Source organism: Spirillospora sp. NPDC048823, from assembly GCF_043198445.1.
Taxonomy (GTDB): Bacteria; Actinomycetota; Actinomycetes; order Streptosporangiales; family Streptosporangiaceae; genus Spirillospora.
Genome location: NZ_JBICUT010000008.1, coordinates 181,258 through 198,602 on the forward strand (window position 1 = coordinate 181,258; position 17,345 = coordinate 198,602).

Consider the following 17,345-nt stretch of genomic DNA (forward strand, 5'->3'; position numbering starts at 1 on the left):
ATCGGCAAAATTCAGCCAGCCGAGGTTGTGACACCCCTCACGCGGTCGGGTGCCGCACCGCCGTCCGGGTGGAATGGGGTGAGCAGGCATCGCTCGTCCGGTAACGGAAGAACGCTGGTTCGGCCCACCCCGGAAAGACGCCGAGTGCGCGCTTCTGTGCCTGCCCTACGCAGGCGGCGGCGCGACCGCGTACTGGTCGTGGCGGCGCGGGTTCCCGGCCGCCATCGACCTGCAGCCCCTCAAGGTCCCCGGCCGGGACGGGCAGGCCGGCGAGCCGGCGGAGGCGCCGTCCGTCCCCGAGATCGCCGCGGCGGTGGCGTGCCGGGCGCGGGGCCCCTACGCGCTGTACGGGCACAGCATGGGCGCCCGCCTCTCCTTCGAGGTGGTGCGCGAGCTCCGCCGGACGGGCGCGCCGATGCCGGTCCGGCTCTTCGTCGGCGCGGCCCTCCCGCCCCACCTTCCCGAGCCGCTGGCCCGGTTGGCGAACCTGCCCGAGGCCGACTTCATCGAGCAGCTGATCGACCGCGCGGGAGCACCGCCGGACCTGCGCCACGAGCCCGAACTGCGCGCCCTGGCGCTGCCGGCGCTGCGCGCGGACTTCGCCTGGATCAGGGCGTACCGGTACCGGCCGGAACCGGCTCTGGACGTCCCCGTCACGGCGTTCGCGGGGTCGGACGACAGGGAGTTCCCCCCGGCGAAGATGGCGGGCTGGGCCAGGCACACCACGGCGGGGTTCCGGCTGCACACCCTGGCGGGCGGGCACATGTTCCTGCACGGGCAGGCCGAGCGCATGGCCGCGATCATCGCGGCGGACCTGACCGGCGGGAGCGGCCGCGCTCCCGGACCGCCGGAGGACGACGAGGTCCACGTCTGGCTCGCGACGCGGCCGGAGATCCTGCGCCGGTACGACGGCGCACGGCCCGGCCTCCGGATCGGCGCCGCAGAATCGGGAGGTCTCACCGTCACCGCGGTCACGCGGGGCCTGCGCGCCGGCATCGCCGTGGAACGCCTGCCGCCCCCGGAGGGCGTCGACGAGAGCCTCTTCGATCCGGCGGAGCGGGCCGACCTCGACGCCGAGCCCGCGGAGACGCGGCTGCTGTCCGCGGTGAGCATCCACGTCGCGAAGAAGGCCGTCCTGCGGGCGGCCGGGAACGCCCCGGCCTGCGACCCCGCCGGTTTCGGGTTCGTCCGGCGCGACGCGGGCGAGCCGTGGCGTCCCGGCGCGGCCCCGGGGATGGAACGGCTGGAGGCGTGGCGGGTCACTCACTTCCCCGTACCGGGAGGGCTCGCGGCCGTGGCCGTCGCACGTGACGGATGGCGGCTCCGCTTCGAGATCCCCGGGGAGGCCCGGTGACCGAGGCGCCGGCCGCCCCACCGCCCCCGCTCCTGGGAGACCTGATCACGGCCCAGGCCGCGCGGACCCCCGACGCCATCGCCGTCAGGCAGTGGAACGACACCCTCACCTACCGGGCCCTGGCCGGAGCCGCCGCGGCGCTGGCCCGGGACCTCCGACGGCTCGGCATCGGCCCGGAGCAGCGGGTCGGGGTGTGCCTCCGGCGGACGCCGCTCATGCCCGTCGCCGTCCTCGGCGTCCTGCTCTCGGGCGGCGCCTACGTGCCGCTCGACCCGTCCCATCCGCGGGGACGGCTGGCCGGCGTCATCGCGGACGCCGCCATCGACGTGGTCGTCGCCGACGAGACGGGCCGGGAACTCCTGGACGGCCTCGGCCCGCGCCTGCTCGTACCGTCGCCGGACGACCTGGACAATCCAGATGACCCGGACGATCCGCCGCCGAACGCGGCCGCGCCCGAGAACGCCGCCTACGTCCTCTACACGTCCGGGTCGACCGGCGAGCCCAAGGGCGTGACCGTCGCCCACCGCAGCGCCGTGGCGTTCGTGACCATGGCGGCCGACTGGTTCGGGCTGGACGGGACGTGCCGCTCGATCGCGTTCTCCGCGCTGGGCTTCGACGTGTCCGTCCTGGACATGCTGGCACCGCTGACCAGAGGCGGCAGCGTGCAACTCGTCGGCGACGGCGACCGCGACGACCCCGGCCGGCTCCAGCGCTTCCTGGGCGAGCACGACGTGACGTGGGGCTTCCTGCCCCCGGCCCTTCTGCCGCTGCTCGACCCCGAGGGGATGCCGAACCTGCGCGACCTGGTCACCGCGGGCGAGCCGGCCGGCCCGGAACAGGTGGAGCGCTGGTCGAAGCCGCCGGAGCGGAGGTTCCACAACTGGTACGGCCCGACCGAGACGACCGTGTGCGTGGTCGGCACGGAGCTGACCGGCCACTGGGACCGCCCGCTCCCGATCGGCCGCGCGCTCCCCGGCTGCCGGGCCCACATCCTGGACGAGCGGGGCGGCCCCTGCCCGCCGGGCGTCCCGGGCGAGCTGTGGATCGGCGGCCCGCAGGTGGCGCGCGGCTATCTGGGGCGGCCCGCCCTCACCGCCGAACGCTTCGTCCCCGACCCGTTCGGAGGCGAACCGGGCGCGCGGCTGTACCGCACGGGCGACCGGGTCGTCCTGGACGCGGAGGGGCGGATCGCCTTCCTCGGACGGCTGGACCGGCAGGTGAAGATCCGGGGCCAGCGGGTCGAGACCGGCGAGGTCGAGACCGTCCTGCGCGGCCATCCCGGCGTGCTCCAGGCGGTCGCCGGCGTCGCGGCGGACGAGCTGGTCGCCTACGTCACGCCTCGCGGGGCGCCGGACCTGGACGAGCTGCGCGCCCACTGCGCCGGCCGGCTGCCCGCCTACATGCTGCCGACCCGCCTCGTCCGGCTCGACGCGCTGCCGCTCAACACCGCGGGCAAGGTCGACCTGGAGGAGCTGCGCGGCCGGGCGGTCCCGGAACCGGCGCCGTCCGCGAGCGGGAACGGGACGGTCGCCGGGATCTGGGCTCGAGTCCTGCGGTCACCGGCTCCCGGGCCCGGCGACGGGTTCCTGGAGTCCGGCGGCCACTCGCTGCGGGCCATGCGGATCGTCTCCGCGCTGCGCGCCGAGCTGGGCCGCGACGTCACCGTCGAGGACGTCTTCGCCGGGCGGACGCTGGCCGGCCTGCAGGCCCGGGTGGCCGCGGCTCCCCCGCTCCTCCGCGGCCCGGTACGCGCCGCGCCGGACGGACCGGTGCTGTCGGCCATGCAGCGGAGGCTCTGGTTCGTCGAGCAGCTCGCGCCGGGCACCCCCGTGCACAACGTGGCGATCGCGGAGCGGCTGCGCGGCCCGCTCTCGGCGGACGCGCTGCGCGCGGCGCTGACCGCCGTGGTCGCCCGGCACGACGTGCTGCGCTGGCGCGTCCGGCAGCGGTCCGGCGTCCCCTACGTGGTCGTGGACCCGCCCGGCAAGGTGCCGCTGCCCGTCGACGAGGTCGGCGAGTCCCGGCTGGCCGGGGCCCTCGCGGACGAGGCGTCCACGCCGTTCGACCTGGCCGCCGGGCCGCTGCTGCGCGCCCGGCTGCTCCGGCTCGGCGACGACGACCACGTCCTGGCGCTGACCGTCCACCACATCGTCTTCGACGGCTGGTCCCAGGGCGTGCTCGCCGGCGACCTCGCCGCCGCGTACGCCGGGACGCCCGCCGCGCCGGCACGGGCGGGCTTCGCGGACTACGTCGCGTGGTCGCTGGAGCGGGCGAGGCGCCACGGGACGGACCAGGCGGCGTGGTGGAAGGACCACCTGGCCGGCGCGCCGGCGGTGCTCGACCTCCCCCGCGACCGCGCCCGCCCGCCCGTGCAGACCTTCCGCGGCGAACGCACCGCCGCCCGGACCGGCCCGGAGCTCGCCGCCGCCGTCGACGCCCTCGGCGTCTCGCTCGGCGCCACCCCGTACGCCGTGCTGCTGGCGGCCTTCGGGGTGCTGCTGCACCGGCTCACCGGCCAGGACGACCTGGTCGTCGCCACCCCGTACGCCGACCGCCCGGACGCCGCGTTCGAGAACCTGGTCGGGTGCTGCCTGCGGATCCTGCCGCTGCGGCTGCGGGTCGACGGCGGCGCGGACTTCGCTTGCCACGTGCGGCGCTGCCAGGACGAACTCGCCCAGGCGAGCGCCCACGGCGACCTGCCGTTCGAGCGGATCGTCGAGACGCTGGGCGTCCCGCGCGACCTGGGACGGGGGCCGCTCGCGCAGGTCGCCTTCAACATGTTCGGGTTCGCCGGGCCCCGGCTCCGCCTTCCCGGCTGCACCGCCGAACCGGTCGAGGCGGGGCTGCCCGGGTCCCTGTTCGACCTGACCATGTACGCCGACCGGACCCCGGGCGGGCTGGCGTTCCAGGTCGTCCACAACCCCGACCTGTTCGACGGCGACCGCGTCGAGGCGCTGCTCGCGGGCTACCTGCGGCTGCTCGGGGACCTCGTCGCCCGCCCGCACGAGCCGGTGCGCGAGGCGTCGCTGCGCGACCCGGCCGCGCCGGGCTGGGACGAGCCGCTCCCGGAATGGACGGGGCCGGGAGTCCTGGAACGGGTGCGCCGGGCGGCGCCGGACGCCGTCGCGGCCTCCGGGGCCGGGGGCGAGCTGACCTACGGCGAGCTCGCCCTCCTGAGCCGCCGCACGTCCGCCGCCGTGCGCGCGGCGGGCGTCCGCCCCGGCGAGACGGTGGCGGTACCGGCGATCAGGGACGTGGCCCTGCCCGGCCTGCTGCTGGGCGTCCTGGCCTCCGGGGCGCGCTGGGCGATCCTCGACCCGTCCGATCCACCGGCCGTACGGCGGGCGCAGGCCGCCGCCGCCGGAGCCCGCGCCCGGCTGCGCGGCCCCGGCGCCGCCGAGGACGACGGCGCCCTCCGCGACCTCCCGGCCGTCCTCGTCGAGGACGGCGGGCCCGCCGACGGCACCGAGTCGCCGCGCGGCTACATCTCCCTCACCTCGGGCACCACGTCCGGGCCCAAGGCGGTCGTCACGTCGGACCGCCCGCTGGCCCGCTTCGTCGACTGGTACACGACCGCGCACGGGATCGGCCCCGGCGACCGCGTCGCGCTGCTGTCCGGCCTGTCCCACGACCCCGCGCTGCGCGACATGTTCGTCCCGCTCGCCGCCGGGGCCCGGTTGTGCGTGCCCGGCGGGCCGATGGTGCGCGACCCGGGACCCCTTGCGGAATGGCTGCGCGCGCAGGAGGTCACGGTCGCCCACCTCACCCCGCCCTTGGCCCGGATGCTCTGCGCGGCCGCCGCCGAGCCGATCCCCGGCCTGCGGCTGATCGCGCTCGCGGGCGACCGCCTCACCGAGGACGACGCGCTCCGCCTGGCCGTCCTCGCCCCGAACGCCCGGATGCTGAACCTGTACGGCACCACCGAGACCCCGCAGGGCCACTCCCGCCACGAGGTCGATCCGGCCCGGCTGACCGCGACGGCGCACCCGGTCCCCGTCGGACGCGGCATCCCCGGCAGCCGCCTGCTGGTCGTCGACCCCGCGGACCGCGTCTGCGGGACCGGCGAGCTGGGCGAGGTGGTGATCCGCAGCCGCCATCTCGCCGACGGGTACCTCGACCCGTCCCTGACCGGGCGGGGCTTCGGCGCCACGCCCGGCGCCGCCGACCCCGGCGACCGGATCTTCCGCACCGGCGACCTCGGACGGTACGCGCCGGACGGCGCGGTCGAGCTCGCGGGACGCGCCGACGACCAGGTGAAGATCCGCGGGTACCGGGTGGAGCTCGGCGCGGTCGAGGCCGCGATGCTGGACCATCCCGGCGTCAGGGCGGCCGCCGCCGCCACGGCCGTGGACGCGGCCGGCGCGCGCGTCGTCCACGGCTACGCGGTGCCCGAGCATCCCGAACTCACCCCGGCCGGCCTGCTGGCCCACCTGCGCGCGAAGCTGCCGGACGCGGCCGTCCCGGCGGACGTGCGCCTGGTCCCGGCGATCCCGCTGACCCGCGGCGGCAAGGTGGACCGCTCCGCGCTGCCCCGGCAGCGGCGGCGTCCGCTCCCGCCCGCGTCCGGCGGGCCCCTGACCCCCACCGAACGGGTCGTGGCCGAGGCGTGGGGCGCGGTGCTGGGGCGGCTGCGGGTCGGCCCGCGCGACAACTTCTTCGACATCGGCGGCCACTCGCTGGCGATCATGGCCGTGCAGGCCCGCCTGGACCAGGCCCTCGGCCGCCGCGTCCCGGTGGTCGAGCTGTTCCGCCACCCCACCGTCCGGGAACTGGCCGCCTTCCTCGAAGGCGGCGCCCGCCACAGCCCCGGCCTCGACCGGGCGACCCGGCGGGCCGCCGCCCGTCGCTCCCGCTCCCGGCGGCGCGACCGCCCCTCTTCACCCACGCGACCGGCGCACGGCAACCAGAAGGACGCGGACCATGACGACCCCCCACACGGCCTCCCCGGCTGACCGCCAGGACGACCACGGAGAACACGACGAGCACGGCGGGCAGGCCGTGGAACCGATCGCGATCATCGGGCTGGCCTGCCGGGTCCCCGGCGCCGGCGACGCCCGGCGGTTCTGGGACAACCTCGCCGAGGGCGCGGAGGCGATCCGCTACTACTCCCCGGACGAGCAGCGCGAGCTGGGCGTGGCCGAGCACGTCCTGAACGACCCGAACTTCGTGCCGGCCGCGATGGTGCTGGACGACCACGACTCCATCGACGCCGCGTTCTTCGGCATGTCGATCCGCGAGGCGGAGATCCGCGACCCGCAGCACCGGCTGTTCCTGGAGCTGGCGCACACCGCGCTGGAGGACGCCGGCTACGACTCGACCCGCTACCCGGGCGAGATCGGCGTGTACGGCGGGGTGGGTCCGGACGTCTACCAATGGATCAACATCCGCAGCAATCCCAAGGCGTACGCCAACGCGGGCTGGCTCGCGGTGATGGTCAGCAACCACGCCGACTACTGCGCCACGCTCGCGTCCTACAAGCTCGACCTGCGCGGGCCCAGCATCACGCTGCACACCGCCTGCTCCACCTCGCTGGTCGCCGTGCACACCGCCTGCGAGGCGCTGCGCAACGGCGAGTGCGACATGGCGCTGACCGGCGGCGCGACCATCGAGGTGCCCGCCGGCCACGGCTACATCTACGACGACGACGGCATCACCTCGCCGGACGGGCACTGCCGCGCCTTCGACGCCGGGGGCAAGGGCACGATCTGGGGCAGCGGCGGCGGGATCGTGGTGCTGAAGCGGCTGGCGGACGCGCTGGAGGACGGCGACAACGTCCGCGCGGTGATCCTCGGCAACGCGATCAACAACGACGGCGCCAACAAGGTGGGGTTCTCCGCACCGAGCGTGGAGGGCCAGTCGGCGGTGGTGGCGCAGGCCCTCGGCGTCGCCGGGGTGGACGCCCGCACCGTGTCCTACGTGGAGGCGCACGGAACCGGGACGGCGCTGGGCGACCCGATCGAGGTCGGCGCGCTGTCGAACGTGTTCGGCCAGGCCAGTCCGGACACCGGCTGGTGCGCGATCGGCTCGGTCAAGACCAACATCGGGCATCTGGGGCAGTCAGCCGGGATCGCCGGGGTGATCAAGACGGTGCTGGCGCTGGAGCACGGGACGATCCCGCCGAGCCTGCACTACGAGTCCCCCAACCCCAGGATCGACTTCGGCGAGAACCCGTTCTACGTCAACGCCTCCCTCGCGAAGTGGGAGGCGAACGGCGCCCCGAGGCGGGCGGGCGTCAGCTCCTTCGGCATCGGCGGGACCAACGCGCACCTCGTCCTGGAGGAGGCGCCGGCCCGGGACCGCCCCGCCCGGGAGCCGCGCCCGCTGCATCTGCTGCACGTCTCCGCCCGCACGGAGACCGCGCTGGAGGCGTCATGCGAGCGGCTCGCCGCGCATCTGGACGGCGACCGCGACCTGGACCTCGCCGACGTCGCCTTCACCCTGCGCGAGGGACGGCGCAGGATGGGCCGCCGCGCCGTGGTCGTGGCCGCCGACATCGACGAGGCCGTCGCCGCGCTCCGCGACCCGCGGCGCCTCGTCACCGGCGCCGTGCCCCGCCGCACCCCGCAGGTCGCGCTGCTGTTCTCCGGGCAGGGCGCGCAGTACGCGGGCATGGGCGCGCAGCTCTACGAGGCCGAGCAGGTGTTCCGGGACGCCGTCGACGAGTGCGCCGCGATCCTCGCCGGCGAACTCGGCGAGGACATCCGCGAGACCGTCCTCACCCGCGGCGGGGACGGCGACGAGCGGCTCCGGCAGACCCGGCTGACCCAGCCCGCCCTGTTCACGGTCGAGTACGCGCTGGCGCGGCTGTGGCTGTCGTGGGGCCTGGAACCGGCCGCGATGATCGGGCACAGCATCGGCGAGTACGCCGCCGCGACCGTCGCGGGGGTGTTCGACCTGCCCGGCGCCCTCAGGCTCGTCGCCGCCCGCGGCGCGCTGATGCAGGAGATGCCGCCGGGAGCGATGCTCGCGGTGCCGCTGGACGAGGAGGAGGTCCGCACGCGGCTCCCCGCCGACCTGGCGGTCGCCACCGTCAACGCGCCCGGCACCTGCGTCGTCGCCGGGCCGGCCGAGGCCGTGGACGCGTTCGCGTCCGAACTGGCGGCGGAGGGCGTCGCCGGTACGCCGCTGCGCACCTCCCACGCGTTCCACTCACCGATGATGGAGCCGATCCTGGGCCGGTTCCGGCAGCTGGTGGAGGAGACGCCCCGGTCCGCGCCCCGGATGCCGTTCGTCTCGAACGTCTCGGGCACCTGGATCACCGCCGAGGAGGCGACCGACCCGTCCTACTGGGCGCGGCACCTGCGCGAGGCGGTCCGGTTCGGCGCGGGCGTGGAGACGCTGCTGAACGAGGGCGAGTGGCTGTTCGTCGAGTGCGGGCCGGGCCGCCAGCTGTCGAGCCTGGTCCGGATGCAACTGGGCCGCGACGCGGCCCGCCCGGCGCCGAGCCTGCCGGGTCCGCGCGACAAGGGCTCCGACCTGCACACCCTCTACGCCGCCGCCGGGGCGCTCTGGACGCGGGGCATCGACCTCACCGGACCGGCCGCCGAAGGCCGCCGCGTCTCACTGCCCGGCTACCCCTGGGAGCGCAAGCGCGCCTGGATCGAGCCCGCGGAGGGCGTCGGGCCGCTGGCCGTCGTCCCGCACATCGGCGGCGAGGCGAACCTGCCCCTGGAGGAGTGGTTCACCGTCCCCGCCTGGCGGCAGGCGCCGCGGGCACCGGGCTCGCCGGAGCCGATCGGCCGCTGCCTGGCGTTCGTGGACGACGGCACCGCCGGGCTCGTCGCGGCATTGCGGGAAGCGGGCGCCGAGGTCGTCGAGGTCCGTCCCGGCGACGCCTACGGCAGGGCCGGCGACGGAGTCCACACCGTCCGCCCGGCCGAGCCCGCCGACTACGAGGCGCTCATCTCCGACCTCGGGGACGTCCCCGGCCGCATCGTCCACGCCTGGGCGCTGTCCGGTTCACCGGCCGCGGGCCCCGAGGCTGCCCTGCAGGCTCAGGACCGGGGCTTCTTCAGCCTGCTGACCCTCGTCCAGGCGCTGTCCGCGGCGGAGCCGCCCGAGACCCGGCTCGACGTGCTCACCGCCGGGACGCGGGCCGTCACCGGGCGGGACGTGACCCGGCCCGAGCACGCCACCGTCGCCGGCATCGCCCGGGTGGTGCCGCTGGAGGCGCCCTGGCTGACCGTCCGGCACGTGGACCTCGACCCCGTCGAGCCGCTCGCCGACCCGGCCGCCGTCCTGGCCGAACTGGGCGGGGACGCCGATGTCGCGCTGCGCGGGGGACGCCGCTGGATCGAGGAATGGGAGCGCGTGACCGTCCCCGGCGCGGACGGCGGCGCGCCGCCGCCGATCGGCCCGGACGACGTCGTCCTCGTCACCGGCGGCCTCGGCGGCATCGGCATCACCCTCGCCGAGGACCTCGCCCGGCGCGCGGGAGCCCGGCTGGTGCTGGCGTCCCGCTCCGGCCTCCCGCCCGAGAGCGAATGGGACGCCCGCGCCGCCGACGGCGGACCCGCCGCGCGGGCCATCGCCGCCGTCCGCCGGATGCGGGACTCGGGCACCGAGGTCATGGTGGCCGCCGCCGACGTCACCGACGCGGCGGCGCTGCGCCGGGCCCGCGAGGAGACCCTCGCCCGCTTCGGCCGGCTGGACGTGATCGTGCACGCCGCCGGTGTGGCCGGCGGCGGCATGGCCGAGGTCAAGGAGCGCGCCGCCGCCGAACGGGTGCTGGCGCCCAAGATCGGCGGCACGCTCGCGCTCCGCGACGCGTTCGGCGACCTGGACCTGCGCGCGGTGGTGCTGTGCTCGTCCGTCACCGCCGTCGCGGGCGGGTTCGGCCAGGTCGACTACTGCGCCGCGAACGCCTTCATGGACGCGCACGCGTCCGGCGAGCACGGCTGGCCGTGCCGGGTGGTCTCGCTGGACTGGGGCGGGTGGCTGGAGGTCGGCATGGCCGCCGAGGCCGAGGCCCCGTCCGCGTTCCGCGCCCTGCAGCGCGGGATGCGGTCCACGCCCGTCGACCACCCGATCGTCACCGAGATGCTGTCGGGCGAGGCGGGCGCCGCGTGGGCCGCGGGCGAGGTGTCCGCGCAGACCCACTGGGTGCTGGACGAGCACCGGATGACCCCCGTCCCGGTCATGCCCGGCACCGGATACGTCGAGACCGCGCACCGCGCCGCCGCCACGGCGCTGCCCGCGGCGGACGGCGACGGCACCGTCATCGAGCTGCGCGACCTGACGTTCACCGAGCCCATGCCCGTCCCGGACGGCGAGGCGGCCCAGATCCGCGTCACCCTCACGCCCGAGGCGGACGGGATCGACATGCGGATCTCCAGCCGCGTCGGCGGGGAGGTCCGCGACCACGTCCGGGGCGGCGCGGGCCGGATCGACCCCGGTACCGCGCCGGTCGCCGACATCGCCGCCGTCCGGGCGCGCTGCGATCAGGCCGACGGGCGCGGCGGCGTCCCGCTGTCCAGCCTGCTCAGCTACGGGCCGCACTGGCGCAACCTGCGCAGCTGGTACATGGGCGAGGGCGAGGCGCTGGCGTTCCTGCACGCCGAGGGCATCGTGGCCGCCGACCTGGACCGCTGGGTGCTGCATCCCGGAATGCTGGACGAGGCCACCTCCTTCGCCCGCATCAGCGTGGAGGGGCACTACCTGCCGCTCAGCTACGGGCGCGTGGTGGTGCGCGGGGCGATGCCCGCCAAGATGTGGAGCCACCTGGTGTTCCGCGACAGCGGCACGGACGAGGTGATCGTCGCCGACGTGACGCTGTACGACGAGGACGGCCGGGAGGTCGTGGCCATCACCGACTACGTGCTGCGCCGCGTCGACCCCGACCGGGTCATGGGCGTCGTCACCCGCAAGGACCCCGCCGGCGCCGGCCCGGCGGGCGCGCCCGCCCAGCAGGAGGGGGCGGGCGCCGACCGGGGGCCCGGGATCCGGCCCGCGGACGGCGCCGAGGCGTTCACCCGGATGCTCGCCACCCCGCTCGGCCCGCAGGTGGCGGTCACCGCGACGCCGCTGCCCGCGATCCTGGAGGAGACCCGCGCGCTCACCCAGGAGACCGTCGAGACCGCGGTGGGCGAGGGGGCCGCGTCCGCGGCCGCCCGCCGCGCGTCCGACGGTTTCGTCGCGCCGCGCACCGAGATGGAGGCCACCCTGGCCCGGCTGTGGGGCGAGGTCCTGGGCGGTGAGGAGATCGGGGTCGAGGACGACTTCTTCGAGCTCGGCGGAAACTCGCTCATCGGCGTGCAGTTCCTGGCGCTGCTGCGCAAGCAGATCGGCGTGCGGCTGCCGATGCGCACCCTGTTCGAGGCGCCGACCATCGCCGCGTTCGCCGCGCTGGTGGCCGCGGACGAGGCGTCCCCGCCGGAACCCGGGGAGTCCGGCGACGGGGGCACCACCATCCCGCGCCTGCCGCGCAGCACCGACTCCGGCACGGGAGGCGTCGGCGCGTGAGCGACACGCAGGGGCTGAGCCCGGCGAAGCGGGCGCTGCTGGAGCAGCGCCTGCGGCGCCGGGCACCCGCTGCGGCGCGCCCGGTGATCGGGCGCCTGCCGGACGGCGTGGCGCCGCCCCTGTCGTTCGCGCAGGAGCGGCTGTGGTTCATGGAGCAGTTCGCGCCGGGCACCGCGGCCTACAACGTCCCCATGGCGCTGCGCCTGCGCGGGCCGCTGGACGAGGCACGGCTGCGCGCCGCCCTGGACGGCGCCGCGGCCCGGCACGAGAGCCTGCGGATGCGGTTCCCCGCCGGCCCGGACGGCTCGCCGCTGGTCGTCGTCGCGGACCCGTCCCCGGTGCCGATGGAACGCGCGGACGCCTCGGGAGGCGTGGAGGAGGCGCACGGACTGGTGGCCCGTGCGGCGGCACGGCCGTTCGACGTGGCCCGGGGGCCGCTGCTGCGCGCCCTGCTCGTGCGCATCGCCGGTGACGACCACGTCCTGCTGGTCACCGCGCACCACCTGGTGATCGACGGCGTCTCGGCGGGACTGCTGGCCCGGGAGATCCGGGAGCGCTACGCCGCCGGCCCGGACGCGCCGCCCGCGCCCGACCCGCCCGTCCGGTACGGCGACTACGCGGCCTGGCAGCGGGATCACCTGTCGCAGGGCGCGCTGGACCGCGACCTGGAGTACTGGCGGGAGCGGCTGGACGGCCTGGAGCCCATCGAGCTGCCGGCCGACCGGCCGCGCGGCGCCGGGCCGTCCTCCGCCGGGGCGTCGCACCCGTTCCGGGTGTCCCCCGGCCTGGCCGGCCGGCTCGGGGAGATCGGGCGGGCGCACGGCGCGACACCGTTCATGACGCTGCTGGCCGCCTACCAGATCGTGCTGGCGCGGCACTCGGGCCGCCGCGACCCGGCCGTGGGGACGCCGGTGGGCGGCCGCCCGCTGCCGGAGCTGGAGGGCCTGGTCGGCCTGTTCGTGAACATGGTGACGCTGCGCGCGGACCTGACCGGCGACCCCGTGTTCACCGAGCTGCTCGCCCGCACCCGGGACACCACCCTGGACGCCCTGGCCCACCAGGGCCTGCCGTTCGAGCGGCTCGTGCGGGACCTGCGGCCGGAGCGCGACGCCGCCAGGTCACCGGTGTTCCAGGTGACCTTCACCTTCCACGATCCGGACCCGCCCCCGGACGGGCCGCCCGGCGGCCCGGCGGCCGAACCGTTCCCGGTCGCGCAGCATGCGACCCGCTTCGACCTGGAGCTGCACGTCGCCGCCCGCCCGTCGGGCGGGCTGGACGGGCTGCTGGTCTACGACCGCGAGCTGTTCGACGCCGCCACCATCGCGCGGATGGCCGGGCACCTGGAGACGCTGCTCGGCTCGATCGCGGAGCGTCCCGGCGCGCGGCTCAGCGAGCTGGAGATGCTCACCGAGGACGAGCGGGCGGAACGGGCACGGTGGAACGACACCGCCGCCGACCTCGGCCCGCCCGCGACGCTGCACGGGCTCCTCGCCCGGCGGGCAAGGACCCGTCCGGGCGAGGTCGCCGTCGTGCACCCCGGCGGCGAGCTCACCCGTGCGGAGGTCGAGCGCAGGGTACGGCACCTCACCCGGGAACTCGCCGGGGCCGGAGTGGAACGCGAAGAACTCGTGGCCGTCGTCATGGAGCGCGGCTGGGAGCAGATCGTCGCGGTCCAGGCGATCCAGCGGGCGGGCGGCGCCTACCTGCCGGTGGGTCCCGACCTGCCCGGGCGGCGGCTGCGGCACGTCATCGAGCGCGGCGAATGCCGGATCGCGCTCACCCAGCCCCGGCTGGCGGAATCCGTCCCGTGGCCGCCCGGACTGGACGTGCGCCAGGTCGTCCCGCCGCCCGGCGGCGAACCGGAGCCGGCCGGCGCACTCGGCCCCTCGCGTCCCGGAGATCTCGCCTACGTGCTGTTCACCTCCGGCTCCACCGGGACGCCCAAGGGCGTGATGATCGAGCACCGGAACGCGGCCAACACCTGCCTGGAGGTCAACCGGCGGTTCGGTGTCGGGCCGGACGACCGGGTGCTGTCCCTGGCCGAGCTCGGCTTCGACCTTTCGGTGTACGACGTGTTCGGCGCGCCGGCCGCGGGCGCGGCCCTGGTGATGCCCGAGCCCGCCGCCGCCAGGGACCCGGCCGCCTGGGCCCGCTGGGTCGAGCGCGCGCGGATCACCGTGTGGAACTCCGTCCCGGCGCTGATGGAGCTGCTGGTGGAGCACGCCGAGCACGAGGACGCCGACCTCGGCTCGCTGCGCCTGGTGCTGCTGTCGGGCGACCGGATCCCCGTCGGCCTGCCCGGCCGGATCCGGGCGGTGGCGCCGAACGCCGAGGTGATCAGCCTGGGCGGGCCCACCGAGATCTCCATCTGGTGCGTCCATCACACGGTCGGCGAGGTCGATCCGGAGTGGCGGTCCATCCCGTACGGGCGGCCGCTGGCCAACCACACCGTCCACATCCTGGACGAGGACGGCGCGCCGGTGCCGGTCGGCGTCACCGGGGAGCAGTACGTCGGCGGCGCCGGCGTCGCCCGCGGCTACTGGCGGGACCCCGAACTCACCGCGGCCCTCTTCGTGCGCCGTCCGTCCAGCGGGGAGCGGCTGTACCGGACCGGCGACCTGGGACGGTTCGGCCCCGACGGGGTCATCGAGTTCCGCGGCCGGCGGGACGCGCAGGTCAAGATCCGCGGCCACCGGGTCGAGCTCGGTGAGATCGAGGCGCACCTGGCCGCCCACCCGGACGTGGCCGAATGCGTCGTCACCGCGCAGGACGGCGAGCTGGTGGCGCACGTCGTCGCCGAGCCCGGAGCCGGACCCGCCGCGGCGGCGCTGCGCTCCCACCTGGACCGGGCCCTGCCACGCCACATGGTCCCCGGCCGGTACCGGCTGCTGCCGCGGCTGCCGCTCAGCCGCAACGGCAAGGTCGACCGCAAGGCCCTGGCCGTCCCCTCGGCGGAGCCCACCGGTTCCCTGCCCACGTCCCCGGAGCCGTCCGCCGAACCCGCGACGGAGCTGGAGCGGACGGTCGCGGGGGTATGGCGGGACGTCCTGGGCGACCCCGGCCTCGGCGCCGACGACGACTTCTTCCAGAGCGGCGGACACTCACTGGCCGCGATCAAGGCGCTGACCCGGCTGCGCCGCCTCCTCGGCGGCGGTGACTGGTCGGTGAGCGTCATGGACCTCTTCCAGAACCCGACCGTGCGGCGGTTCGCGCGGCTCCTGGAGGACCCGCGCGAGCGCGGTTCCGGCCTCCTGCACGCGCTGAAGGCGCCGCCTCCCGGCCGGTGCGCGCTCAGCTACGTCTGCGTCCCGTACGCGGGCGGGCAGGCGCTGGCCTTCCGGGACCTCGCCGACGCCCTCCCGGAGGACCGCGCGGTGTACTCCGTCGCCGTCCCCGGCAGCGATCCGTCCCTGGCCGGCGATCCGTCCCCGGCCGGTGAGCGGCCCGGAGAATCCGTCGAGGAACTCGCCCGGCGCTGCGCGGCGGAGATCCTGGACCGCGTCGACGGCCCGCTCGCGCTGTACGGGCACTGCGCCGGCGGCGCGCTGGCCGTCGAGCTGGCGCGGCTGCTGGAGGCGGCGGGCCGCGAGGTGACGGCGGTCTACCTCGCCGCGATCTTCCCGTTCGCCCGTCCCCGCGGCCGGATCGCCGATCCGGTGCTGCGGCTGCGCGAGCGCGTCCTGGGCGACCGGTTGTACGAGGTCCGGATGCGGGCGCTGGGCACGGACGTGGCGGGCCTGGAGGACGCGCAGGTCCGGTTCATGGCCAGGGCGATGCGCCGCGACAGCGTGCTCGCCGAGGAGTACTTCACCCGGTTGCTGCACGAGCGGGTGGCGCCGCTGCGCGCGCCGATCATCTCGCTGGTCGGCGCGCAGGACGGCGTCACCGACATGTACCAGGAGCGCTACCTGGAGTGGCGGTTCCTCTCCGGCTCGGTGGCGCTGGTGGTGCTGGACGAGGCCGGGCACTACTTCGTCCGGTACCGGGCCGAGGAGACGGCCGAGATCGTCGCCGGGACGCATGACGCGCTGGCCGCCGGGACCACGGGCGCGCTGCGGCGGGAGGCGCGCGGACCCGCCGCCACCTGGTGGCTGGAGGACGCCGACGACGGCGCCCGGTCCGGCGGCGGGCCCGGCGAACCGGCCGGACGCGCCGCACCGGAGCCCGGCCTGCGCCGCTTCCTGGCGGTCACGTCGGCGCAGCTCGCGGCGGTCACCGGTTCCGCCGTCACCGACTTCGCCCTGCCGATCTGGATCTACCTGACCACCGGGTCGCTGGCCCGGTTCGCGCTGTTCGCCACGCTGGCCATCGTCCCCGGCGTGCTGGCGGGCCCGCTGGCCGGGGCGGTCGTGGACCGGCTGAGCCGCCGGACCGTGCTGCTGTGGAGCACCGGCGCGGCCGGGACGGTGCAGCTGTGCCTGGGCACGCTGGTGTGGACCGGCGCCCTGCGGATCTGGCACGTCTACCCGCTGATCGCCTGCCTTTCGGTGGTGTTCGTCTTCCAGCGGCTCGCCTACACCACCGCGATCCCGCAGCTGGTGCCGAAGCATTTCCTCGGGCACGCCAACGGGCTGGCGCAGATGGTGAACGGCATCGCGCAGTTCGGCGCTCCGCTGGCGGCGGTGTGGCTACTGTCCACGGTCGGGCTGGGCGGCGTCCTGGCGCTGGACGTGGCCGGCTTCTTCGTGGCCGTCGCCGTGCTGGCGTTCGTCCGGTTCCCGGAACGGCTGGGGCGGGTGCGCCGGGAGACCCTGTGGGAGGAGCTGGTCAACGGGTTCCGCCTGGTGTGGAGGAACCGGCCGATCCGGGCGCTGCTCTGCTTCTTCGCGGTGTTCAACATCCTGCTGTCCCCGCTGCTGATGTCGCTCGCGCCTCTGGTGCTCGGATTCGGGTCGCTGTCGGCCGCCGGGCAGGTGGCGGTCGTGGGCGGCGCCGGGGTGGCGGCGGGCGGTCTGGCGATCGCGGTGTGGGGCGGCCCCAGGGAGCGCCGCGTCCACGGCGTGATGGTGACCGGGCTGCTGCTGGCGGCGTCCGCGACGCTCACCGGGATGCGGCCGGACCCGGTGTTCGTGGCGGTGTGCGCTTTCTTCCTGTACTTCTGGCTGGCGATCCACAACGGCATCTACGTCACGCTGATCCACCTCAAGTTCCCGCAGCGCTTCCACGGCAGGATCCTGGCGGTCAACCAGATGATCGCCTGGTCGACGCTGCCGCTGGGGTTCGCCGTCGCCGTGCCGCTGAGCGAGCGGCTGCTGGAGCCGCTGATGGCGGCGGACGGCGCGCTGGCCCCGACCGTCGGGCAGGTGATCGGCACCGGTACGGGACGCGGGCTGGGGCTGATGTACCTCGTGCTGGGCCTGCTCATGGGGCTGGCCGTCGCGGTGGCCATGCGGACCAGGGTGCTGGGCCGGTTCGACCGGGACGTCCCCGACGCGCCGCCCGACGACCTCGTCGGACGGCAGGCCCTCCGCGAGCGCGGGGGCGCGGCGGCTCTCAAGAAAGGACACCTATGAGCGGCGGAGCCGTTGGG

4 protein-coding genes are annotated in these 17,345 nt (G+C 76.1%); all 4 read left to right on the forward strand.

Annotated elements, in window-relative coordinates; genetic code table 11:
• Positions 1 to 160: 160 nt before the first annotated feature.
• From ACGFK0_RS20355 to ACGFK0_RS20370, 4 genes are read left to right on the forward strand one after another with little or no spacing between them, the layout of a single operon-like run.
• Positions 161 to 1,354 carry a thioesterase domain-containing protein gene (locus ACGFK0_RS20355; protein WP_392906956.1) on the forward strand — a complete coding sequence of 398 codons (1,194 nt, stop codon included), beginning with the start codon at positions 161 to 163 and terminating at the stop codon, positions 1,352 to 1,354.
• Complete coding sequence (locus tag ACGFK0_RS20360) at positions 1,351 to 6,306, forward strand: amino acid adenylation domain-containing protein (RefSeq protein ID WP_392906768.1); 4,956 nt, start codon at positions 1,351 to 1,353, stop codon at positions 6,304 to 6,306. The genes ACGFK0_RS20355 and ACGFK0_RS20360 overlap by 4 nt, the downstream gene beginning before the upstream one ends.
• On the forward strand, positions 6,275 to 11,815 hold the full coding sequence (locus ACGFK0_RS20365; RefSeq protein WP_392906769.1) for an SDR family NAD(P)-dependent oxidoreductase: 5,541 nt from the start codon (positions 6,275 to 6,277) through the stop codon (positions 11,813 to 11,815). The genes ACGFK0_RS20360 and ACGFK0_RS20365 overlap by 32 nt, the downstream gene beginning before the upstream one ends.
• Positions 11,812 to 17,328: an amino acid adenylation domain-containing protein gene (locus tag ACGFK0_RS20370; RefSeq protein ID WP_392906771.1), complete on the forward strand. Its 5,517-nt coding sequence runs from the start codon at positions 11,812 to 11,814 to the stop codon at positions 17,326 to 17,328. The genes ACGFK0_RS20365 and ACGFK0_RS20370 overlap by 4 nt, the downstream gene beginning before the upstream one ends.
• Positions 17,329 to 17,345: the final 17 nt, after the last annotated feature.

Coding starts and splice junctions, on each gene's coding strand:
- ACGFK0_RS20365 (WP_392906769.1), top strand. CDS start 6,275: ATGACGACCCCCCACACGGCCTCCCCGGCTGACCGCCAGGACGACCAC.